Below are 21648 nucleotides of genomic sequence, written 5' to 3'. Positions count from 1 at the left end.
GACGCCCGCCGCTCCTGTTCCGGGGACGGGGACGGGGCCGGGTGCCGGTGCCGGTGCCGGGCCCTATGCGCCTCCAGTGGGTCCTCCGGCGGGTCATCCGGCGGGTGGTGAGCCGGTGCCGCCGCCTCCGGTCGGGCCCGAGGGGCCGGGTCAGATGCCGTACGGCTACCCCGAGTTTCCGGGCGGCCACCAGGGCTACCAGGGCTATCAGGGCTACCAGGGGCAGGGCCCGCCCGGGTACGGCTGGCCCGCGATGCCGATGACGCCCGCCAACGGGATGGGCGTGACCGCCCTTGTCCTCGGGATCATCGCGGCCGCCGGTTTCTGCCTGTGGCCCTTGGCGATCGTGCTCGGCATCCTCGCGATCATCTTCGGGGCGATCGGGCGCGGCAGGGCGCGGCGCGGCGAGGCGACGAACTCCGGGCAGGCGCTGGCCGGGATCATCTGCGGTGTCGCGGGCATCGTCCTGGCGGTGGCGTTGCTGGTGGTGCTGATCGTGACGCCGGACGACGCGTTCGAGGAGGACGGGGCTTCGGGGGAGGGCGGTTACTCGACCTCCGTCTCCGGGGCCGTCAGCCCCTGACCTGCTTTGTACTGGCGGGGGCGCCTTCTGCGTCGGCCTGAACCGCCCGCTTCGCGGCGGATGTCTCCCGCCCACCCGCCCGATTGCCCCGCGTAATCATCTGGTGGGCGTACGGGCAGGGTCCGCCCCAAAGCCCCCGCCTAGCGCAACCGCTCCCGCGCCTCCATCAACGCGAACCCCAGCAAATTCAGCCCCCGCCACTTCTCCGGCTCCTGGGCCCGCTCATCGTCGGCCGCCAGGCCGATGCCCCAGACGCGGTCCATCGGGCTCGCCTCGACAAGGACCCGCGACCCCGTGCCGACCAGGAACGAGCGGAGCGCATCGGTCGACGCGAACTTGTGGACGCTGCCCTCGACCACGATCCTGAACCGCTCCCGCTCCCATATCGCCTCGTCGAAGCCCCGCACCAGGCGCCCCGCCTTCTTCGCCTCGGCGGGTGTCCGCGCGGTGAGGGCCGCGGTCTCGGCCTCCGGGTCGGCGAAGAGGCGGGCCTTGGCGGCCATCATCCAGTGCTCGGCCGTCCCGTACTCCACGCCGTCCACGGTGAACGGCGACTGCCACCACTGGCTGAAGCAGCTCGCGCCGAGCGACCCGTCCCGGCGCGGGGTGTGACCCCAGAAGTGCAGGTACTCGACCTGTTCCCCCGCACGCACCGCGCGGACCAGCGCGTCCACCGAGTCGATCTTCGTCATGCACGCGAGTCTGGCACGCACCACTGACACTCCGTCCTGGGTTTTCCAGGACGACTCGACACCTGGTCGACAGATTCCGTCGCGTAACCAAAAGGCAACAACGGAATCACTTGTTGGAGTACCACTGCTCTGTCAGGATCGGCACTCAAATCGATCTGGAGCTACGCCGACCCCTGGGACGGGGACGACGGCGGAGGAGAGCGTCATGCACAACTTCCAGGCGCAGGACCACTTCGCGGCAGGCGCGCAGTACATCGCGGGACGGCTGACCCAGGGCACATCGGGGCGCACGCACGCCGTCGTCGACCCGGCCACCGGCGACGAGGTCCACCGTTACGAACTCGCGGGCGAGAAGGACGTCGACACCGCTGTCGCCGCCGCCGCGCACGCCTTCCCCGGGTGGGCGGGCGCGACCCCCGGCGAGCGCTCCGACGCCATGCACCGCTTCGCGGGCGTGCTGGCCGAGCGCGCCGAGGAGTTCGCGCAGGCCGAGTCGCTCCAGTGCGGCAAGCCGATCAAGCTCAGCCGGGAGTTCGACGTACCGGGCTCCGTCGACAACGCGGCCTTCTTCGCGGGAGCGGCCCGGCATCTGCAGGGCCAGTCGGCCGGTGAGTACTCCGGCGACCACACCTCGTACGTACGGCGTGAGCCCATCGGTGTCGTCGGGTCCATCGCGCCCTGGAACTATCCCCTCCAGATGGCCGCCTGGAAGGTGCTTCCCGCCATCGCCGCGGGCAACACGATCGTCCTCAAGCCCGCCGAGCTCACCCCCTTCACCTCGCTCCTCTTCGCGCGGGCGGCCACCGATGCGGGCATCCCCGACGGTGTCGTCAACATCATCAGCGGCGCCGGACGCGACGCGGGCGAGCGGCTCGTGGGGCACCCCGACGTCGCCATGACCTCCTTCACCGGGTCCACCGCCGTCGGCAAGCGCGTGGCCGAGATCGCCACCTCCACCGTGAAGCGGCTGCATCTGGAGCTCGGCGGCAAGGCGCCGTTCGTCGTCTTCGACGACGCCGACCTCGAAGCCGCCGTGCACGGCGCGGTCGCGGGCGCGCTCATCAACACCGGGCAGGACTGCACGGCCGCCACGCGCGCGTACGTCCAACGGCCGCTCTACGACGCCTTCGTAGAGGGCGTCGCCGAGCTCATGGAGAGTGTCCGGCTCGGTGATCCCTTCGCCGAGGACACCGACCTCGGGCCGCTCATCTCGCACGTCCACCGCGACCGCGTCGCCGGTTTCGTCGACCGGGCGCGCTCCTACGCGCGCGTGGTCACCGGTGGCGAGGCGCCCGACCACCCCGGGGCCTTCTACAAGCCCACCCTCATCGCCGACGCGGCGCAGGACAGCGAGATCGTGCAGGCCGAGATCTTCGGTCCGGTGCTCGTCGTGCTGCCCTTCGACTCCGACGACGAAGGCATCAGGCTCGCGAACGACACTCCGTACGGTCTCGCCGCCTCCGCCTGGAGCCGCGACGTCTTCCGTGCCAACCGGGCGACGCGCGAGATCAAGGCGGGCTGTGTGTGGGTCAACGACCACATCCCGATCCTCAGCGAGATGCCGCACGGCGGATACAAGGCATCCGGCTACGGAAAGGACATGTCCGCCTACTCCTTCGAGGAGTACACCCAGATCAAGCACGTCATGTTCGACAACACCGCGGTCGTCCGCAAGGACTGGCACCGCACGATCTTCGGGGACCGATAGCCGACAGCTGGAAGGCCGCCCGACCAGTGGCCGCCCATCCTCCCGAAAGGGCAACCAAGCGCATGGAGCAGTACGAGCCCGACCCCCTCTCCCCGGCCCAACTGGCCGCCATGCACCGCAGCCTCAGGAACGGCCGGGCCTCTCTCACCCGCCGTTCCCTGCTGCGCGCCTCCGCGGGCGGCGCGCTCGCCGTCGGCGGTCTCGGCGCACTCAGCGCCTGCGGGATCCCGGCAGCGAGCAAGGGGCAGGGCGACGTCTCGTCCGACGACCACTCGGCCAAGGAGAAGCAGATCAGCTTCTCCAACTGGACCGAGTACATGGACGTCGACGACGATCAACGCCGGCCCACCCTGGACGCGTTCACCAAGCGCACCGGGATCAAGGTCAAGTACACCGAGGACATCAACGACAACGTCGAGTTCTTCGGGAAGATCAAGCCGCAGCTCGCGGCGGGCCAGGAAACAGGCCGTGACCTCATCTGCGTCACGGACTGGCTTGCGGCCCGGCTCATCCGCTTCGGCTGGGTCCAGAAACTGGACCCGGCCAACCTGCCGCACGCGTACACCAACCTGTCCGCCCAGTTCCGCGACCCGGACTGGGACCCGGGGCGGTCCTACTCGTACCCCTGGACCGGCATCTCCACCGTCATCGCGTACAACAAGAAGGCGACCGACGGCGAAGACATCACCTCCGTGTCGCAGCTCCTGGACAACCCCAAGCTCAAGGGGCGCGTCGGCTTCCTCTCCGAGATGCGCGACAGCGTCGGCATGACGCTCATCGACCTGGGCAAGGACCCGGCGAAGTTCACCGACGACGACTTCGACGCGGCCATCGCCCGCCTCCAGAAGGCCGTCGACAAAAAGCAGATCCGCCGCTTCACGGGCAACGACTACACGTCGGACCTCGACAAGGGCGACCTCGCCGCGTGTCTCGGCTGGGCGGGCGACATCGTCCAGCTCCAGGCCGACAACCCCGACATCGCCTTCCACATCCCCGACCAGGGCTACATCACGTCCACGGACAACCTGCTCGTCCCGAACAAGGCGCGCCACAAGCGCAACGCCGAACGGCTCATCGACTACTACTACGAGCCCGAGCCCGCCGCGCGCCTCGCCGCGTACATCAACTACGTGTGCCCCGTGGACGGTGTGCGCCCCGAGCTGGCGAAGCTCGACAAGGAGGCCGCGGCGAACCCGCTGATCCTGCCGGACAAGGAGATGGCCGCGAAGTCCCACGGGTTCCGCTCGCTGACGCCGAAGGAAGAGACGGCGTACGAGGAGAAGTTCGCCAAGCTGACCGGTGCCTGACACTCCCCGTGGCCCTGTACTCCCCGCAGTCCCTCGACTTTCCCCTCGACCCCCTGGACGCACCATGACGACTGCTACAGAACACGGCGGCGACGTCCGCCTCACCGGGATCAGCAAGACGTACGGCTCCTTCACCGCCGTACGGCCGCTCGACCTCACCGTGCCGCAGGGCTCCTTCTTCGCGCTGCTCGGCGCGTCCGGCTGTGGCAAGACCACCACGCTCCGCATGATCGCCGGCCTTGAGGAGCCCAGCTCGGGCACCGTGCACCTGGGCGAGCAGGACGTCACGGCGCTGCCGCCGTACAAGCGGCCCGTCAACACCGTCTTCCAGTCGTACGCGCTCTTCCCGCACCTCGACATCTTCGAGAACGTCGCCTTCGGCCTGCGCCGACGCGGCATCAAGTCGGTGAAGGGCCAGGTCGGCGAGATGCTCGACCTCGTCCAGCTCGGCGAGCAGGCCCGCAAGAAGCCGCACCAGCTCTCCGGCGGCCAGCAGCAGCGCGTCGCCGTCGCCCGCGCCCTGATCAACCACCCCAAGGTGCTGCTCCTGGACGAGCCGCTCGGCGCACTCGACCTCAAGCTGCGCCGCCAGATGCAGCTCGAACTCAAGCGCATCCAGACCGAGGTGGGCATCACCTTCATCCACGTCACGCACGACCAGGAGGAGGCCATGACGATGGCCGACCAGGTCGCGGTGATGAACGCGGGCGGTGTCGAACAGCTCGGCGCACCCGCCGACCTCTACGAGAACCCCCGCACCACCTTCGTCGCCAACTTCCTCGGCACGTCGAACTTCATAGAGGCCGAGATCGCAGGCCGCAGCGGCGACGACCTCACCCTCAAGGCAGGCGACGGCAAGCTCACGCTGCCCGCCGCGCGATGTACGGCGCCCACCGGCACCGGCGGCAAGGTCATCCTCGGCGTACGCCCCGAGAAGATCTCCCTCACGCACGCCGACGACGCGGGGCGGATCCCCGAGGGGCGCAATCGCATCACGGGCCGCATCGCCGACAGCAGCTTCATCGGTGTGTCGACGCAGTACGTCATCAACAGCCCGCGCTGCGACGCGTTCGAGGTCTACGCCCAGAACATCGAGCGCGACACCCGCCTGGTCCCCGGCGTCGACGTCGTCCTGCACTGGAACCCGGCCCACACCTTCGGCCTCGACCCCGCCCAGGACATCGACGCGGGAGTCGAGAAGGTCGAGGAGGACGCCTCCGCATGACGACGACCCTCACCGACGCGACGCCGCCGACGAAAGAGCCGGACGAGGCTCCGCGCAAGGTCCGCAAGCGCGGCCGCCTCGTCCCCTACTGGCTGCTGCTCCCCGGCATCCTCTGGCTCGTCGTCTTCTTCGCGCTGCCGCTGGTCTACCAGGCGTCGACGTCCGTCCAGACCGGCTCCCTGGAAGACGGCTTCAAGGTCACCTGGCACTTCGCCACCTACTGGGACGCCCTGAGCGACTACTGGCCGCAGTTCCTGCGCTCGGTGCTGTACGCGGGCGCCGCCACGATCCTGTGTCTGCTGCTCGGCTACCCGCTCGCGTATCTGATCGCGTTCCGCGCGGGCCGCTGGCGCAACCTCATCCTGGTCCTGGTCATCGCGCCGTTCTTCACCAGCTTCCTCATCCGTACGCTGGCGTGGAAGACGATCCTCGCGGACGGCGGCCCCGTCGTGGGCGCCCTCAACACGCTGCACGTCCTGGACGTCACCAGCTGGCTCGGCGTCACGGACGGCGACCGGGTCCTTGCCACCCCCCTCGCGGTGATCTGCGGACTCACGTACAACTTCCTGCCGTTCATGATCCTGCCGCTCTACACCTCGCTCGAACGCATCGACGGCAGGCTGCACGAGGCGGCGGGCGACCTCTACGCGAAGCCGTCCACGACCTTCCGCAAGGTGACCTTCCCGCTCTCCATGCCGGGCGTCGTCTCCGGAACGCTGCTCACCTTCATCCCGGCGGCGGGCGACTACGTCAACGCGGATCTGCTCGGCTCCACCGACACCCGCATGGTCGGCAACGTCATCCAGACGCAGTTCCTGCGCATTCTGGACTACCCGACGGCCGCGGCTCTCTCCTTCATCCTGATGGCGGCGATCCTCGTCATGGTCACTTTCTACATCCGTAAGTCCGGGACGGAGGATCTCGTCTGATGGCTGCCTTCTTCCGCTGGCTCCGCGGCAAATTCGTCGTCATCGCGGGTCTCCTCACGCTCGCGTATCTGCTGCTCCCGAACGTCGTCGTGACGGTGTTCTCCTTCAACAAGCCGAAGGGGCGCTTCAATTACGCCTGGCAGGAATTCTCGCTCGACGCCTGGAAGGACCCCTGCGGCGTCGCCGACATGTGCGGTTCGCTCAGCTTGAGCCTGCAGATCGCGGCCTGGGCGACGATCGGCGCGACCGTGCTCGGCACGATGATCGCCTTCGCGCTCGTGCGCTACCGCTTCCGGGCGCGCGGCGCGGTCAGCTCGCTGATCTTCCTGCCGATGGCGATGCCCGAGGTCGTCATGGCCGCCTCGCTGCTCACGCTCTTCCTCAACATGGGCGCGCAGCTCGGCTTCTGGACGATTCTCATCGCCCACATCATGTTCTGCCTCAGTTTCGTGGTGACCGCCGTCAAGGCGCGCGTGATGTCCATGGACCCACGCCTGGAACAGGCCGCGCAGGACCTCTACGCGGGCCCCGTGCAGACCTTCGTCCGGGTCACGCTGCCGATCGCCGCACCGGGAATCGCGGCGGGCGCGCTGCTCGCCTTCGCGCTCTCCTTCGACGACTTCATCATCACGAATTTCAACGCGGGCTCGACCGTGACGTTCCCCATGTTCGTCTGGGGATCGGCGCAGCGCGGTACGCCCGTTCAGATCAATGTGATCGGTACGGCGATGTTCCTCGTCGCCGTGATCCTGGTGCTCGGCGGGATGATCGTCTCGAAGCGCCGCAACAAGCAAGCCAATTGAGAACCAACCCCGCGCATTCTGAAGGAGTGGAAATCATGGCCCCAGGCGCCATGACCCGTTGGACCAAGTCGCTCTCCGACGCCCAGCCCCTCTCGTACTGGCTGGACGACCCCGGCAAACCCCGCGCCGAGCCCGCCCTCACCGGCGACGAGCAGTGCGACCTGCTTGTCGTCGGCGGCGGCTACAGCGGCCTGTGGACCGCGCTGATCGCCAAGGAGCGCGACCCGCACCGCGAGGTGGTCCTGGTCGAGGGCCGCGAGGCGGGCTGGGCCGCCTCCGGCCGCAACGGCGGCTTCTGCGCCGCGTCCCTCACGCACGGCGTCTCCAACGGCCTGTCCCGCTGGCCCGGCGAGATCGCGAAGCTGGAGGAGCTCGGCGCCCGCAACCTCGACGAGATCGAGGCGGCCGTCAAGCGCTACTCCATCGACTGCGACTTCGAGCGCACCGGCGAGATCGACGTGGCCACGCGGCCCCATCAGCTCACCGAACTGCGCGAGGTGTACGAGGAGATGGCGGAGCACGGCCTCGCCGACGGCTCCGAGCTGCTCGACGCGGACGCCTTGCGCGCACACGTCGACTCACCGACCTTCCTCGGCGGCCTCTGGGACCGCGAGGGAGTCGCCATGCTCCACCCGGCGAAGCTGGCCTGGGGCCTCAAGCGGGCCTGTCTGGAGAAGGGCGTACGCGTCTACGAGCACACGCCGGCGCTCGCACTCGTCTCGTCCGGCGCCGGGATGGCCGTACGCACCCCGTACGGCCGGATCCGCGCCCGCCAGGTCGCGCTCGCCACGAACATCTTCCCCTCGCTGGTCAAACGCGTGCGGGCGTACACGGTCCCGGTCTACGACTACGCCCTGATGACGGAGCCGCTGACCGAGGAGCAACTGTCGGCGATCGGCTGGAAGAACCGCCAGGGGCTCGGCGACAGCGCCAACCAGTTCCATTACTTCCGGCTCTCCGCCGACAATCGCATCCTCTGGGGCGGCTACGACGCGATCTACCCCTTCGGCGGCAAGCTGCGGGCCGAGCACGACGACCGCCCCGAGACGTACGCGAAGCTGGCGGGCCACTTCTTCACCTGCTTCCCGCAGTTGGAGGGGGTCCGGTTCACGCACGCGTGGGGCGGCGCGATCGACACGTGCTCGCGCTTCTCGGCGTTCTTCGGCACGGCCCACGCGGGGCGGGTCGCGTACGCGGCGGGCTACACGGGGCTCGGTGTCGGGGCCACCCGTTTCGGCGCCGACGTCATGCTGGACCTGCTCTCCGGCGAGCGCACGGAACGTACGTCCTTGGAGATGGTGCGTACGAAGCCGCTGCCGTTCCCGCCCGAGCCGTTCGCGTGGACGGGCGTCGCTCTGACCAAGTGGTCCCTGGCCAGGGCGGACGAGAACGGCGGCAGGCGCAATCTGTGGCTGAAGACGATGGACAAGCTGGGCCTGGGCTTCGACAGCTGACCACTTCGACCGGCCCCGGGGCTCGCTCTATCGACGGTTCGTCAACAAGTTCCCGGAACCCGCGTAATGCTCCGGTCCGAGCCCCCTCTCTCCTGTGACAAGCAAGCACAGCTGTTGCACAGGAGAGAGGGAGGCCCCGCCATGACTGGCTCGGAGGCGAAGTCGGCGGTCGAATGGCTTGTGTCGGTGGCGCCGGAACCGGATGCCTGCCGCTGGGAATGGGAGCGCAACCCCATGGGGGTCGCGCTCCTTCCTGCGGGCAAGCTCTGGGACGTACTGATCCTTCCCGGTGAACTCGGATATCCCACGCTCGACGTACTGACCTGCTGCATCGACCGTCCGGGCCCGGTACTCGCCGACTTCGGCGACTCCCGCATGGGGTTCTTCGTGCCCGCGGGCACGGTGGCCCGCTGGATCGGCACGGGGGTGCGCGGCGCGGGCCTCGGCACCTGGATCGTGGTGCCCTACCCGGGGCGTTCCACGGGCGGCGTCCGCTGGCTGGTCCCGCCCGATGGGTCGGGCACGCTGACGGATCCGGCACTTCTCGAACTCGCGATGCACGAGGCGGCGGCGCAGCTGGCGCCGCGGGAGCAGCCGGAGGAGTCGCGGGAGGAGCCGAGGGAGGAGCCGAGGGAGGAGTAGTTCTTGACGGACGGTTCTTGATGGACGGTCCTTGACGAGACCTTGACAACTTGATTGGTCTGGACCAAATTGAGCGGCCCACCCTCCCATCGCCCCATGCCCGGAGGCAGTTGTGGACCGTTCATCGCCGCGTTCCCTCAGGCGTTCTCTCAGGCGTCCCCTCACGCGCCGCATCAGACGTCTCACCGTGGCAGCGGCCACGGCCTGCGCGCTCGCCGCGTCCGGCCTGCTCGCCGCCGAGGCGTCGGCGGGCACCTCGACGGCCTCCTCGACGGGGCCCTCGACGGGGCCGGTGCCGAAGGCCGCCGCCGGCCACGCCCTGGTCGGCTATCTGCACACGAGCTTCGCCAACGGGTCCGGCTACACGCGGCTCTCGGACGTCCCCGACAGCTGGGACATCATCGACCTCGCCTTCGGAGAGCCGACCTCCGCCACGTCCGGCGACATCCGCTTCAGCCTCTGTCCGCAGGCCGAGTGCCCGGGCGTCGAGTCCAAGGACGAGTTCAAGGCCGCGGTCAAGGCCAAGCAGGCGGCGGGCAAGAAGGTCCTGATCTCCATCGGCGGCCAGAACGGCCAGGTCCAGCTGACCACCACCCGGGCCCGCGACACCTTCGTCTCGTCGGTCTCCGCGATCATCGACGCGTACGGACTCGACGGCCTGGACATCGACTTCGAGGGCCACTCCCTCTCGCTGAACGCCGACGACACGGACTTCAAGAACCCCAAGACGCCGTCGATCGTGAACCTCATCTCGGCCGTCAAGACCCTCAAGGCCAAGTACGGCAGCGGTTTCACGGTCACGATGGCCCCCGAGACCTTCTTCGTGCAGCTCGGCCACCAGTTCTACGGAACCGGCAAGTGGGGCGGCCAGGACCCGCGCGCCGGCGCCTACCTCCCGGTCATCCACGCCCTGCGCGACGACCTCACCCTGCTGCACGTCCAGGACTACAACTCGGGCCCGATCATGGGCCTCGACGGCCAGTACCACTCCATGGGCGGCGCGGACTTCCACATCGCGATGACCGACATGCTGCTCACGGGCTTCCCGGTGGCGGGCGACACGAACAACGTCTTCCCTGCGCTGCCTCCGGAGAAGGTGGCCATGGGCATGCCCGCCTCGACGAACGCGGGCAACGGCCATGTCTCCACGGCCGAGGTCAACAAGTCCCTGGACTGCCTGACGAAGGGCACCAACTGCGGCTCGTACAAGACGCACGGCACGTGGCCGGGGCTGCGCGGCCTGATGACCTGGTCGATCAACTGGGACCGCCACAACAACTGGGAGTTCTCGAAGAACTTCGACGGCTACTTCGGCTGAGCCGCGTCCGTCTCCTCTTCCTCGGCGCGGCGTCCGTACCGCGCCACCACCCTCACCATCAGCTGGAGCACCATCCCGAACAGGCACCAGCTGGCGACGACGTCCAGCGGCCAGTGATACCCGCGGCGCACGAGCCCGAGTCCGACCCCGAAGTTCAACAGGGCGCAGGCGATGAGCAGTTCACGCCGTGCGTACGTGCCGTGCAGGTAGGGGAGCAGGAGCAGCGCCGCCCCGCCGTAGGCGACCATGGCGGTGGCGGTGTGGCCCGAGGGGTAGTAGCCGCTGCCGTCCATGCCGGGCGGGGCGGTGCGGCCGATGAGTTCCTTGAGCGGGATCACGAGCGCCGGGACCGCCGCCATGGCCACGGCGGCGGCCACCGGGGCCAGCCACCAGCGGAACGTACCGGCAGCGCGGGCGCGCCATCCCGCGTAGGCGATGACCACGGCGAGGAACGGCACGGCGACGGTGACTCCGCCCAGATCGGCGAGGAGTTCCGCCGCGCCGTCCGGGAGACGGCTTCCGGTGATCCAGGGGCCGAGCCGCTCGTCCGCGTCGCGGAGGGGGCCGTCGGCAAGCACTTGCCAGGTGATGAGCGCGAAGAGCAGCGCGCAGAGGCAGAAGAGGAAGAGGAAAGTGGTCGGCCGCCCGGGAACAGGGGGGGTAGTTCCGGGGCGGCCGTCCTGACCGGTGTGCCGCGCGCCCCGGGGGGTGTGGGGCGGGCGGCGATCCGATCGGTGAGGAGTTCCGAAGCCAGAAGCTCCGGGGGTGTGCGCGATGGCACGACCAAGACGGGGCTGGGGAGGCTCCGTCCCGGTGTCACCCACAGTCCCCTGTGGGCGGGGTGTTTCTCTCATCTGCAGAAACCGTACGTCAGGTAGGGGCGGGCCGACAGGCGGAACAGGAACCCGACATGGGGCCCGCACACCTTCTTCACACGCCCTGACGGTCACCCCAGGTCACGACTCTGGCACCGCACGAGGTACGTACACGTCAGGGCGCACGCGTATACATACGGAGCCGGGATCTTTCCCCCTTTGGGGTGATCCCGGCTCCGGTGAGCGCTCCTGAAAGACCACGAAAGACCGCGAAAGACCGCGAAAGACCGCGAAAGGCCGCGAAGGGGCGCGATCAGATGCGGGTGAACGCCGCCTCGATGATGTCCAGGCCCTCGGACAGCAGGTCATCGCCGATGACCAGCGGCGGCAGGAAGCGCAGGACGTTTCCGTACGTGCCGCAGGTCAGGACGAGCAGGCCCTCCGCGTGGCAGGCCTTGGCGAGCGCGGCCGTCGCCTCGGGGTTCGGCTCCTTGGACGCGCGGTCCTTGACCAGCTCGATGGCGATCATCGCGCCACGGCCGCGGACGTCGCCGACGATGTCGTACTTCTCCGCGATGGCGGCCAGGCGGGCCTTCATCGTCGCCTCGATGGCCTTCGCCTTGGCGTTGAGGTCGAGCTCCTTCATCGTCTCGATGGCGCCGAGCGCACCGGCGCAGGCGACCGGGTTGCCTCCGTAGGTGCCGCCGAGGCCGCCGGAGTGCGCGGCGTCCATGATCTCGGCGCGGCCCGTGACGGCGGCGAGCGGCAGGCCGCCCGCGATGCCCTTGGCGGTCGTGATCAGGTCGGGCACGATGCCCTCGTCCTCGCACGCGAACCACTGGCCCGTACGGCAGAAGCCGGACTGGATCTCGTCCGCGACGAAGACGATGCCGTTGTCGTTGGCGTACTTCACGATCTCGGGCAGGAAGCCCTTCGCGGGCTCGATGAAGCCGCCCTCGCCGAGCACCGGCTCGATGATGATCGCGGCCACGTTCTCCGCGCCGACCTGCTTGCCGATCTGGTCGATGACCTGCTTGGCGGCCTCGGGCCCGGCGTTCTCCTCGCCCGTCGGCCAGCGGTAGCCGTAGGCCACCGGGACGCGGTAGACCTCGGGCGCGAACGGCCCGAAGCCGTTCTTGTACGGCATGTTCTTGCTGGTCAGCGCCATCGTGAGGTTCGTACGGCCGTGGTAGCCGTGGTCGAAGACGACGACGGCCTGGCGCTTGGTGTGCGCACGGGCGATCTTGACGGCGTTCTCGACGGCCTCGGCGCCCGAGTTGAACAGGGCGCTCTTCTTGGCGTGGTCACCCGGCGTCAGCTCCGCGAGCTGCTCGGCGACGGCGACGTACCCCTCGTACGGCGTGACCATGAAACAGGTGTGGGTGAAGTCGGCGAGCTGCGCGCTCGCACGGCGTACGACGGCCTCGGCGCTGGATCCGACCGACGTCACGGCGATGCCGGAGCCGAAGTCGATGAAGCGGTTGCCGTCGACGTCCTCGATGATGCCGCCCGCCGCGCGCGCCGCGAAGACGGGCAGCACGGAACCCACGCCGCCGGCGACCGTGGCCGTACGGCGGGCCTGCAGCTCCTGAGACTTCGGCCCGGGGATGGCGGTGACGACGCGGCGCTCCTGCGGAAGTGCGGTCATGGGGTGCTCCTGGGGGTGGGGCGAGGCGGACGCTCGAATGCTTGCTTTCTTGCTTGCTTTCTTCGCAGGTTAGGGGCGGAGGGTGGGGGCGGGCATGCTCCACGGGGGAGTTGTTCGGCGTGGCGGTTGTCCGTGATGGACATAGCGGCGGGTGGGCGGGGTGCGGCTTTCGTCCCCTTCGGCGGCGGGTAAGGGGCATGGTGTTCCCGCAGGTCCCGGGCGCGTATTTCGTGAACTCCCCCTGCGGGGGCACTAGATTGACGGCTGAACCGACAGACCGGCAGGTCAGGGGGGAAGGGCCATGGACTCCGAAGGCACGGGCACGCACGACGCTCGCGGCACACACGCCACACCGGTGCCGCGGCCTGCGGCGCCCGCGGTCCCGGCGGCACCCGCGGTCCCGGCGGCGCCGCCCACCGTCCCCGGGCCGCAGCCCACCGTCCCCGGGCCGCCGCCGATGCCCCGAAAGGCGCCCGGCGCCGAGCGCCCCTCATCCGTCGCCGACTGGCTCGCCGCGCCCCGCCCCGAGGTGGCGCCGGGCATCTGGCGCTACGGCTACCGGCCGCCCGCGCCCGAGTCCGAGACCGAAGGAGTCACCCGGCGCCTGGCCGTCGGCATGGTCATCTCTGCCCTGCTCGGTCTGCTGTTCTGGTCGCTGTGGCGGCAGGGCAGCATCCCCTACCAGTGGGTCCCGCTGAAGCTGTTCACGCCGGGCGACTGGTGGTGGACGGGCAGCGCCACGCCCAAGAAGTTGCAGGCCACGGACGCCCGGATGGTCTACGACGGTCTTGTCTTCGGCGCGGTGATCTACAGCGTCGGGCGGCTCGGTGCCTGGCCCGACGCGATCCGGCACTTCGTGACGCGCCGCCCGCAACCGGCCCGTGCCGTGATCGCCTCCGTCGGTGCGGTCGGCGCCCTCGTCTACGTCTGGCCGAGCGCCCTCGGGTTCGACCTGCGGCCGCTGCCCGTGGTCGACCCCGTCTTCTCCCTGATCGCGCTCGTCGCGGGCTACGAGATCTTCGACTCGCGCGTGGTCAACGACACCCTGTACATCCTGATCACCCTCGCCGTGCTGTGGCCCTTCGCCCGCATCGGCGGATGGTGGCAGGCGATCCGCGACGGCAGAGCGGCGACGGCACGGCAGCGGCCGACCGTCACCCCGCCCCGTCCCGCCGACGCCCCCGCGCACGGCCACTGGCCCGAACTGCGCGCGGCGGGACACGACAAGTCGGCCGACCTGCTCTCCGCCGAGCTGGTCAGCGGACGCATGAACGACGTCGACTGCGCCCGCGTGGCCCACGCCTGGCGCACGGCCGGTTCCGACCCGAACGCCCTTGCCACCTTCGTGGACACGGTCGCCCGGCAGGGTTCAGCCGCCTGGGCCCACCCCTCGGGCCAGCGCGACCTGCCCGCTCGCAGCGCCGTGCACGACCTGCTCGTCGGCCAGGTCAGGATCGGCCGTTTCGCGAAGGACGAGCGCAATCCCCGCGCCGTACGCGCCGCCGCCGCCGCGCTCGACCCCGCCGTGCTCGGCACCTCCCTGCTCGCTGTGGGCCCGTCCGGCGCGGGCAAGACCGGCAGGCTCATGCGCCCGGTGGCGGAGTCGCTCGCCCTGGGCGCCCTGACCGGACAGTGCGCGGTCGTCGCCGTGTGCGCGGCGGGCACGTCGCTCGGTGCCGACCAGACGTACGACATCGTGGTCAGGCCGGGCGATCCGGCGTCCGTGCACGACATCGATCTGTACGCGGACTGCGCCGACGCGGACGAGGCCGCCGCCTTCCTCGCCGAAGGCCTGGTCGGCGACCTCGAAGCCGTCGACACGCGGCGCGCCGCCACCACCCTGGCCCAACTGCTCGGCCCCTACCGCGCCCTGCACGGACGCTTCCCGTCCGTGCCCGTACTGCGCGAACTCCTCGAAGGGGATCACGCCGGGCTCGCCGCACTCCAGGCGGGCCTCGCCACGGACGGGCACACCGCCATGCGCCGCGAACTGGACGCCCGCATCCGCCAGTCGGGCTCTCCCAACGACCCGGGCCCCGCCCTGGCCGACCGGCTCGGCCTGCTCGACCGGCCCGTCTTCGCCGACTTCTTCGACCCCAGCGGCGAGGGGCGCCCCTTCTCGATGCGCGCCGTCGTCAACCACCCGCTCCGGGTCAGGGTGGACCTGCCCGAGCAGGGACACGAGGAGGCGTCCAGGCTGCTTGCCCGGCTGCTGCTCGCCCAGTTCACGTACGTCGTGCGCGACCCGGCCCGGCGCCCGCACTTCGCCTGCCTGATCCTCGATGACGCCGCGCGCACCCTCACGGGCGAGAGCGTGCGCGCCATCCAGCGGCTGCGGTCGCTGAACGCGGGCGTCGTGCTCGGTCTGCGCACCATCGGCGAGGTGCCGGAGTCACTTCAGGGGCCGCTGTACGCGGCGGTCGGCTGCCGGATGGCCTTCTCCGGCGTGACGACCTGGGACGGGCGCCGGTTCACCGAGGCCTGGGGCACCGAGTGGATCGAGACCAAGGAAGTCGCCCAGCACACGGTCTTCGCCGATCAGCCGATGACGCGGGCGCTGCACTCGCTGCGCAAGCTCGTCACCGGCAAGGCGGTCACGACGGACGCCGTCACCGTGCGCAAGGTCGAGCGCGAACGCTGGTCCGCCTCCGACCTCGCCCACTCCCTGCCACCCGGCCACGCGGTGCTCTCGTTGACGGACGTGAAGGGGGAGCACGCGCCTCCCCTCCTCGTGGATCTTCGGGGTTAGTCAACAGGGCGCACGCAGGGATATGCGTATGGGGTATTCGGTCCCGTACCTACCGTACGGTGAGGCAGAATCGGCACAGGTCGTTCATACGTACCGGCCAAAAGATCCACATCTCGTCCGGGATTCAATGGCCGACACCGGGACGCGTGCCTCATCGCCGCTGCCAGACCTGCCGCCCTGACCTGCTGACCAGACCTGAAGGTCCCATGCCGCCCACGCTCGCCTCCCTCGTCCACCACTCCGCGCTGAAGCTCACCGTGCGCGCGGGTGAGGAACATCTGGACGTGCCCGTGCGCTGGGCACACGCCAGCGAGCTCACCGACCCCGTGCCCTACATGGAGGGCGGCGAGCTCCTCATGATCACCGCGCTCAAGCTGGACGCGGAGGACCCGGAGGCGATGCGCCGCTACGTGAAGCGGCTCGCGGCGGCGGGGGTCGTCGGGCTCGGGTTCGCGGTCGGCGTGCATTACAAGGACATCCCGGAGGCCTTGGTCGAGGCCGCCGCGGACGAAGGGCTTCCGCTCCTGGAGGTGCCGCGGCGCACGCCGTTCCTCGCCATCAGCAAGGCCGTGTCCGCCGCCATCGCCGCCGACCAGTACCGCGCGGTGACGGCGGGCTTCGCGGCCCAGCGCGAGCTGACCAAGCAGGCGCTGAGCGACGGCCCGGAGGGGCTGCTCGGCGCGCTCGCCGCACAGGTGGACGGCTGGGCCGCGCTGTACGACGCGTCCGGCGCCGTCGTCGCCACGGCGCCCGAGTGGGCCTCGCGCCGGGCCGCCCGGCTCACCACCGACGTGGAGCGGCTACGGGACAGAGCGGCGCCCGCGAGTGCGGTCGTCGCGGGCGCCGAGGACCGGGTGGAGCTGCACTCGATCGGTACGGGACGGCGGCCCCGCGCCGCGCTCGCCGTCGGCACGGCATCCACCCTCGGCACCGCCGAGCGGTACGCCCTGCACTCCGCCATAGCGCTGCTCACCCTCACCACCGAGCGCAACCGCTCGCTCCAGGCCGCCGAGGCCCGGGTCGGCTCCGCCGTCCTTCGGATGCTGCTCGCCGGGGAGCCGGACCACGCCCGCACGGCGGCGGGGGAGTTGTACGGAAGCCTGCTCGACGCGCCGTTCCGTCTGGTGGTGGCGGAGGTGCCGGCCACCGCCGCGCCCTCCTCCTCCACGGAGGAGGGCGACCCGTTCGCCGGACTCACGGACGCCGTCGAGTCCGCCGCCGCACGCGCCGGTGAAGCACTCCTCGTCGTTCCCTACGGCGAGCGGCTCGTGCTGCTCGTCGTGGACGGCGGCGCGGGCGCGGCGGCGTGCGTCGCGTACGCGCGGGCGTTGGAGGCCGGACGTTCCGAGGCGCCGGAGCAGGGTGCGGACGAGGAGACCTCCCTCCTCCTCGGGCTCTCCGCCCCCGCGGGACCGATCGCGGCGGCCACCGCGTACAAGCAGGCCGACCAGGCCCTTTCCATCGCCAGGCGCCGGGGCCGCGCGATGGTCGAGCACGAGGACCTCGCGGCGGGCTCGGTCCTGCCGCTGCTCGCCGACGACGCGGTGCGCGCGTTCGCCGACGGTCTGCTGCGCGCCCTGTTCGAGCACGACGCCACCGGGCGCGGCGACCTGATCGCCTCGCTGCGCGCCTGGCTCTCGCGCCACGGCCAGTGGGACGCGGCGGCCGCGGACCTCGGCGTCCACCGCCACACGCTGCGCTATCGCATGCGCAGGGTCGAGGAGATCCTGGGCCGTTCGCTGGACGACCCGGACGTGCGCATGGAGTTGTGGCTCTCGCTGAAGGCGACGTCGAGCGGTTCGGAGTAGACGTCGAGCGGTTCGGAGTATTCGAGCGGTTCGCAGTAGCCGCGTACGAAATGCGCCCCTGCCAAAGAGGCGCGGGCCCCCCGGCCAGTACTCCGCGTCGGACAAACGTCCCGGACCCGTCTCGCCCCTACGGTGGGGAACGTACCCCCCAAGACACACCTTCGCGGAAGGGCCGGGAATCGACATGACTTCCATCCACGCCTTCTGGCTCGCCGGTCGCCAGACCACCGGTGAGACCACTCTCGACGTCACGTCCCCCTGGGACGGGCGGATCGTCGGCAAGGCCGCCGTTCCGACCGACGCCCAGGTCGAGGAGGCCGTCGCCGCCGCGTACGCCGTGCGCGACGAGTTCGCCGCGACCCCGGCGCACGTGCGGGCCGCGGCCCTCGACCACGTGAGCCGCAGGCTCGTCGAGCGGACGGAAGAGATCGCCCAGCTCATCTCCGCCGAGAACGGCAAGCCGATCAAGTGGGCCCGCGGCGAGGTCGGCCGTGCCGTGTCCGTCTTCCGGTTCGCCTCGGAGGAAGCCCGCCGCTTCAACGGCGGCGAGGCCCAGCGCCTCGACACCGACGCCGGTGGCCAGGGGCGTCTCGCCTTCACCCGCCGCTTCCCCAAGGGCGTCGTCCTGGGCATCGCGCCGTTCAACTTCCCGCTGAACCTCTGCGCCCACAAGATCGCCCCCGCCATCGCGTCCGGCACGCCGATCATCCTCAAGCCGGCGCCCGCGACCCCGCTCTCCGGACTCCTCATCGGCGAGCTCCTTGCCGAGACCGAGCTGCCCGCCGGGTCCTGGTCGGTCCTTCCGGTCGCGAACGAGAAGATGCCCGCCCTCGTGCAGGACGAGCGCCTTCCCGTCATCTCCTTCACCGGTTCCGAGAAGGTCGGTTACGCGATCCTGGACTCGGTGCCGCGCAAGCACTGCACCCTGGAGCTCGGCGGGAACGGCGCCGCCGTCGTCCTGTCCGACTTCTCCTCCGACGAGGACCTCGACTGGGCGGCCGCGCGCATCGCGACCTTCTCCAATTACCAGGGCGGCCAGTCCTGCATCTCGGTGCAGCGGGTCATCGCCGACGCCTCCGTGTACGACCGGCTCGTGCCGCGCGTCCTGGCGGCCATCGAGGGCCAGGCCACCGGCGACCCGTCCGACCCGAAGACGGACGTCGGCCCGCTCGTCAACGAGGACGCTGCCAAGCGCGTGGAGTCCTGGGTCGACGAGGCCGTCCAGGCGGGCGCGCAGCTGCTCGCGGGCGGCAAGCGTGACGGCGCCTCGTACGCGCCGACCGTGCTCGCCGACGTACCGGCGGACGCGACCATCGCCGTCGAGGAGGTCTTCGGCCCGGTCCTCACGATCAGGAAGGTGGACGGCGAGGCGGAGGCGTTCGCCGCCGTCAACGACTCCAAGTACGGCCTCCAGGCGGGCGTCTTCACGCACGACCTGCAGACCGCCTTCCGCGCCCACCGCGCCCTGGAGGTCGGCGGCGTGGTCATCGGCGACGCCCCCTCCTACCGCGCCGACCAGATGCCGTACGGCGGCGTCAAGCAGTCCGGCGTGGGCCGCGAGGGCGTCCGCTTCGCGATGGACGACTACACGTACGAGCGGGTCATGGTCATGACGGGCCTCGACCTGTAAGCCGGACCTCGAACCGAACGGCCGGAGCCCACTGTGCGGGGGCTCCGGCCGTTCTCGTACATGAGGACGCCCTGCGCCGAACGCTGCGCGAGGACTGGTGGGCTACGGACGAATCGGGTACATACGATCCATACGATCGAGTAGCACCAGTCAGTAACCGACCGGGTCGAGATCGGGTCAACCGGAGCCGATCGGCCCCACTTCGCGGCGAGGTGAGCTCCTCAATGCCCGAACAACCCACACCCCCTTCCGGGGCGTCCGTCAGCGAACGCGAGGCCCGGCAGGTCGCCGAGGCCGCCCGTGAGCAGGACTGGCGCAAGCCCAGCTTCGCCAAGGAACTCTTCCTCGGCCGCTTCCGGCTCGACCTGATCCACCCGCACCCCATGCCCGCCGACGAGGACGCCCGGCGCGGCGAGGAGTTCCTCGCCAAGCTCCGCGACTTCTGCGAGACGAAGATCGACTCGGCCCGCATCGAGCGCGAGGCGAAGATCCCCGACGAGGTCATCAACGGGCTCAAGGAGCTCGGCGCGCTCGGCATGAAGATCGACACCAAGTACGGCGGACTCGGGCTCACGCAGGTGTACTACAACAAGGCCCTGGCCCTGGTCGGATCAGCCAACCCCGCCATCGGTGCGCTGCTCTCCGCCCACCAGTCGATCGGCGTACCCCAGCCGCTCAAGCAGTTCGGCACCCAGGAGCAGAAGGACGAGTTCCTGCCGCGCTGCGCGCGTACGGACATCAGCGCGTTCCTCCTGACCGAGCCGGACGTCGGCTCCGACCCGGCGCGCATGGCGATGGCGGCCGTGCCGGACGGCGACGACTACGTCCTTGACGGTGTGAAGCTCTGGACCACGAACGGCGTCGTGGCGGACCTTCTGGTCGTCATGGCGCGCGTACCGAAGTCCGAGGGCCACAAGGGCGGCATCACGGCCTTCGTGGTGGAGGCCGCGGCGGACGGCATCACCGTCGAGCACCGCAACGCCTTCATGGGCCTGCGCGGCCTGGAGAACGGCGTGACCCGCTTCCACCAGGTCCGCGTCCCGGCCGCGCACCGCATCGGCCCGGAGGGCGCGGGCCTGAAGATCGCCCTGACGACCCTCAACACCGGACGCCTCTCGCTGCCCGCGATGTGCGTCGGCGCGGGCAAATGGTGCCTGAAGATCGCCCGTGAGTGGTCGGGCGCACGCGAGCAGTGGGGCAAGCCGGTCGCGTTCCACGAGGCGGTCGGCGCGAAGATCTCCTTCATCGCGGCGACGACCTTCGCTCTCGAAGCCGTACTCGACCTGTCGTCGCAGATGGCCGACGAGGACCGCAACGACATCCGCATCGAGGCGGCGCTCGCCAAGCTGTACGGCTCGGAGATGGGCTGTCTGATGGCCGACGAGCTCGTGCAGATCCGCGGCGGCCGCGGCTTCGAGACGGCGGAGTCCCTCGCGGCCCGCGGCGAACGCGCGGTCCCGGCGGAGCAGGTCCTGCGCGACCTGCGCATCAACCGCATCTTCGAGGGCTCGACGGAGATCATGCATCTGCTCATCGCCCGCGAGGCGGTGGACGCGCACCTCAAGGTGGCGGGCGACCTGATCGACCCGGACAAGTCACTCTCCGACAAGGCGAAGGCGGGCGCGAAGGCAGGCGGCTTCTACGCCCGCTGGCTGCCGAAGCTGGTCACCGGTCCGGGCCAACTCCCGCGCTCGTACGCCGAGTTCCACCCCAGCGGCCACGCGGACCTCTCCCCGCATCTGCGCTACGTGGAGCGGGCCGCCCGCAAGCTGGCCCGCTCGACGTTCTACGCGATGTCGCGCTGGCAGGGAAAGATGGAGACCAAGCAGGGCTTCCTGGGCCGCGTGGTCGACATCGGCGCCGAACTCTTCGCGATGAGCGCGGCGTGCGTACGCGCCGAGCTCCTGCGGACGACCGAGGACTACGGCCGCGAGGCGTATCAGCTGGCCGACACGTTCTGCCGCCAGTCCCGCATCCGCGTCGACGAGCTCTTCGACCGGCTGTGGACCAACACGGACGACGTCGACCACAAGGTGGTCAAGGGCGTCCTGTCCGGCACGTACACCTGGCTGGAATCCGGCGTCGTCGACCCCAGCGGGGAAGGCCCCTGGATCGCGGACGCCACACCAGGTCCCTCCAAGCGGGAGAACGTCCACCGCCCGATCCGCTGAAGCGGCGGCCGGGGGCGGGGTTCAGGACCCGTCCCCGGCCGAAGGTCCCGCCCGCAGTCGAGGGGGGCCGCCTCGCAGTCGAGGGAGGCCGCCCGAAACCGAAGCGCGAGAGAGGCTGCCCGGAACACGATCGACACCGCCCGGCACACGATCGAGACCGCCAGGA

At 70.2% G+C, this 21648-nt stretch carries 15 protein-coding genes and 1 pseudogene; 13 read left to right on the top strand and 3 right to left on the bottom strand.

The window, feature by feature from the left end:
* The first annotated feature begins 154 nt into the window (after positions 1 to 154).
* On the top strand, positions 155 to 583 hold the full coding sequence (locus ACZ5CR_RS10305; RefSeq protein ID WP_468855647.1) for a DUF4190 domain-containing protein: 429 nt from the start codon (positions 155 to 157) through the stop codon (positions 581 to 583).
* Between the two features lie 140 nt (positions 584 to 723).
* On the opposite strand, the gene ACZ5CR_RS10300 is transcribed toward ACZ5CR_RS10305, so the two are convergent.
* Complete coding sequence (locus ACZ5CR_RS10300) at positions 724 to 1275, bottom strand: NADAR family protein (protein ID WP_468855645.1); 552 nt, start codon at positions 1273 to 1275, stop codon at positions 724 to 726.
* Positions 1276 to 1480: 205 nt separating this feature from the next.
* On the opposite strand from ACZ5CR_RS10300, the gene ACZ5CR_RS10295 reads away from it, so the two are divergent.
* The 8 genes and pseudogenes from ACZ5CR_RS10295 to ACZ5CR_RS10260 all read left to right on the top strand — a co-directional run.
* Entirely contained in the window at positions 1481 to 2983 is a 1503-nt protein-coding gene (locus tag ACZ5CR_RS10295; protein ID WP_468855643.1) for a gamma-aminobutyraldehyde dehydrogenase, read from the top strand.
* 62 nt (positions 2984 to 3045) lie between these two features.
* On the top strand, positions 3046 to 4290 hold the full coding sequence (locus ACZ5CR_RS10290) for an ABC transporter substrate-binding protein (RefSeq protein ID WP_468855641.1): 1245 nt from the start codon (positions 3046 to 3048) through the stop codon (positions 4288 to 4290).
* Positions 4291 to 4354: 64 nt separating this feature from the next.
* On the top strand, positions 4355 to 5515 hold the full coding sequence (locus ACZ5CR_RS10285; RefSeq protein ID WP_468855638.1) for an ABC transporter ATP-binding protein: 1161 nt from the start codon (positions 4355 to 4357) through the stop codon (positions 5513 to 5515).
* Complete coding sequence (locus ACZ5CR_RS10280) at positions 5512 to 6444, top strand: ABC transporter permease (RefSeq protein WP_468855635.1); 933 nt, start codon at positions 5512 to 5514, stop codon at positions 6442 to 6444. The genes ACZ5CR_RS10285 and ACZ5CR_RS10280 overlap by 4 nt, the downstream gene beginning before the upstream one ends.
* Entirely contained in the window at positions 6444 to 7247 is an 804-nt protein-coding gene (locus tag ACZ5CR_RS10275) for an ABC transporter permease (protein WP_389908841.1), read from the top strand. The genes ACZ5CR_RS10280 and ACZ5CR_RS10275 overlap by 1 nt, the downstream gene beginning before the upstream one ends.
* Before the next feature lie 35 nt (positions 7248 to 7282).
* Entirely contained in the window at positions 7283 to 8701 is a 1419-nt protein-coding gene (locus ACZ5CR_RS10270) for an NAD(P)/FAD-dependent oxidoreductase (RefSeq protein WP_468855632.1), read from the top strand.
* Positions 8702 to 8842: 141 nt separating this feature from the next.
* Entirely contained in the window at positions 8843 to 9343 is a 501-nt protein-coding gene (locus ACZ5CR_RS10265) for a hypothetical protein (RefSeq protein ID WP_468855629.1), read from the top strand.
* Positions 9344 to 9653: 310 nt separating this feature from the next.
* A pseudogene (locus ACZ5CR_RS10260) lies at positions 9654 to 10661 on the top strand (chitinase); the annotation flags it as partial.
* Here the strand turns inward: ACZ5CR_RS10260 and ACZ5CR_RS10255 are convergent.
* Positions 10649 to 11239, bottom strand: coding sequence for a phosphatase PAP2 family protein (locus ACZ5CR_RS10255; protein WP_468855627.1), 591 nt, complete (start codon positions 11237 to 11239; stop codon positions 10649 to 10651). The pseudogene ACZ5CR_RS10260 and the gene ACZ5CR_RS10255 sit on opposite strands and share 13 nt — an antisense overlap.
* Positions 11240 to 11789: 550 nt before the next feature.
* The gene (gene gabT, locus ACZ5CR_RS10250; RefSeq protein ID WP_468855625.1) at positions 11790 to 13124 is read right to left on the bottom strand and encodes a 4-aminobutyrate--2-oxoglutarate transaminase; all 1335 of its coding nucleotides are present in this window, start codon (positions 13122 to 13124) and stop codon (positions 11790 to 11792) included.
* A gap of 301 nt (positions 13125 to 13425) precedes the next feature.
* On the opposite strand from gabT, the gene ACZ5CR_RS10245 reads away from it, so the two are divergent.
* From ACZ5CR_RS10245 to ACZ5CR_RS10230, 4 genes are all read left to right on the top strand, one after another.
* Complete coding sequence (locus tag ACZ5CR_RS10245) at positions 13426 to 15873, top strand: ATP/GTP-binding protein (RefSeq protein ID WP_468855623.1); 2448 nt, start codon at positions 13426 to 13428, stop codon at positions 15871 to 15873.
* A gap of 206 nt (positions 15874 to 16079) precedes the next feature.
* Positions 16080 to 17681, top strand: a complete 1602-nt coding sequence (locus ACZ5CR_RS10240) for a PucR family transcriptional regulator (protein ID WP_468855622.1) — start codon at positions 16080 to 16082, stop codon at positions 17679 to 17681.
* A gap of 184 nt (positions 17682 to 17865) precedes the next feature.
* Positions 17866 to 19311 (top strand): aldehyde dehydrogenase family protein, encoded by a 1446-nt coding sequence (locus tag ACZ5CR_RS10235; RefSeq protein WP_468855621.1) that lies wholly within the window; start codon positions 17866 to 17868, stop codon positions 19309 to 19311.
* Between the two features lie 224 nt (positions 19312 to 19535).
* Entirely contained in the window at positions 19536 to 21482 is a 1947-nt protein-coding gene (locus tag ACZ5CR_RS10230) for an acyl-CoA dehydrogenase family protein (protein ID WP_468855618.1), read from the top strand.
* Positions 21483 to 21648: the final 166 nt, after the last annotated feature.

It is taken from the genome of Streptomyces sp. NPDC031274 (assembly GCF_055570235.1).
This window is presented reverse-complemented; position numbering and strand designations above follow the sequence as displayed.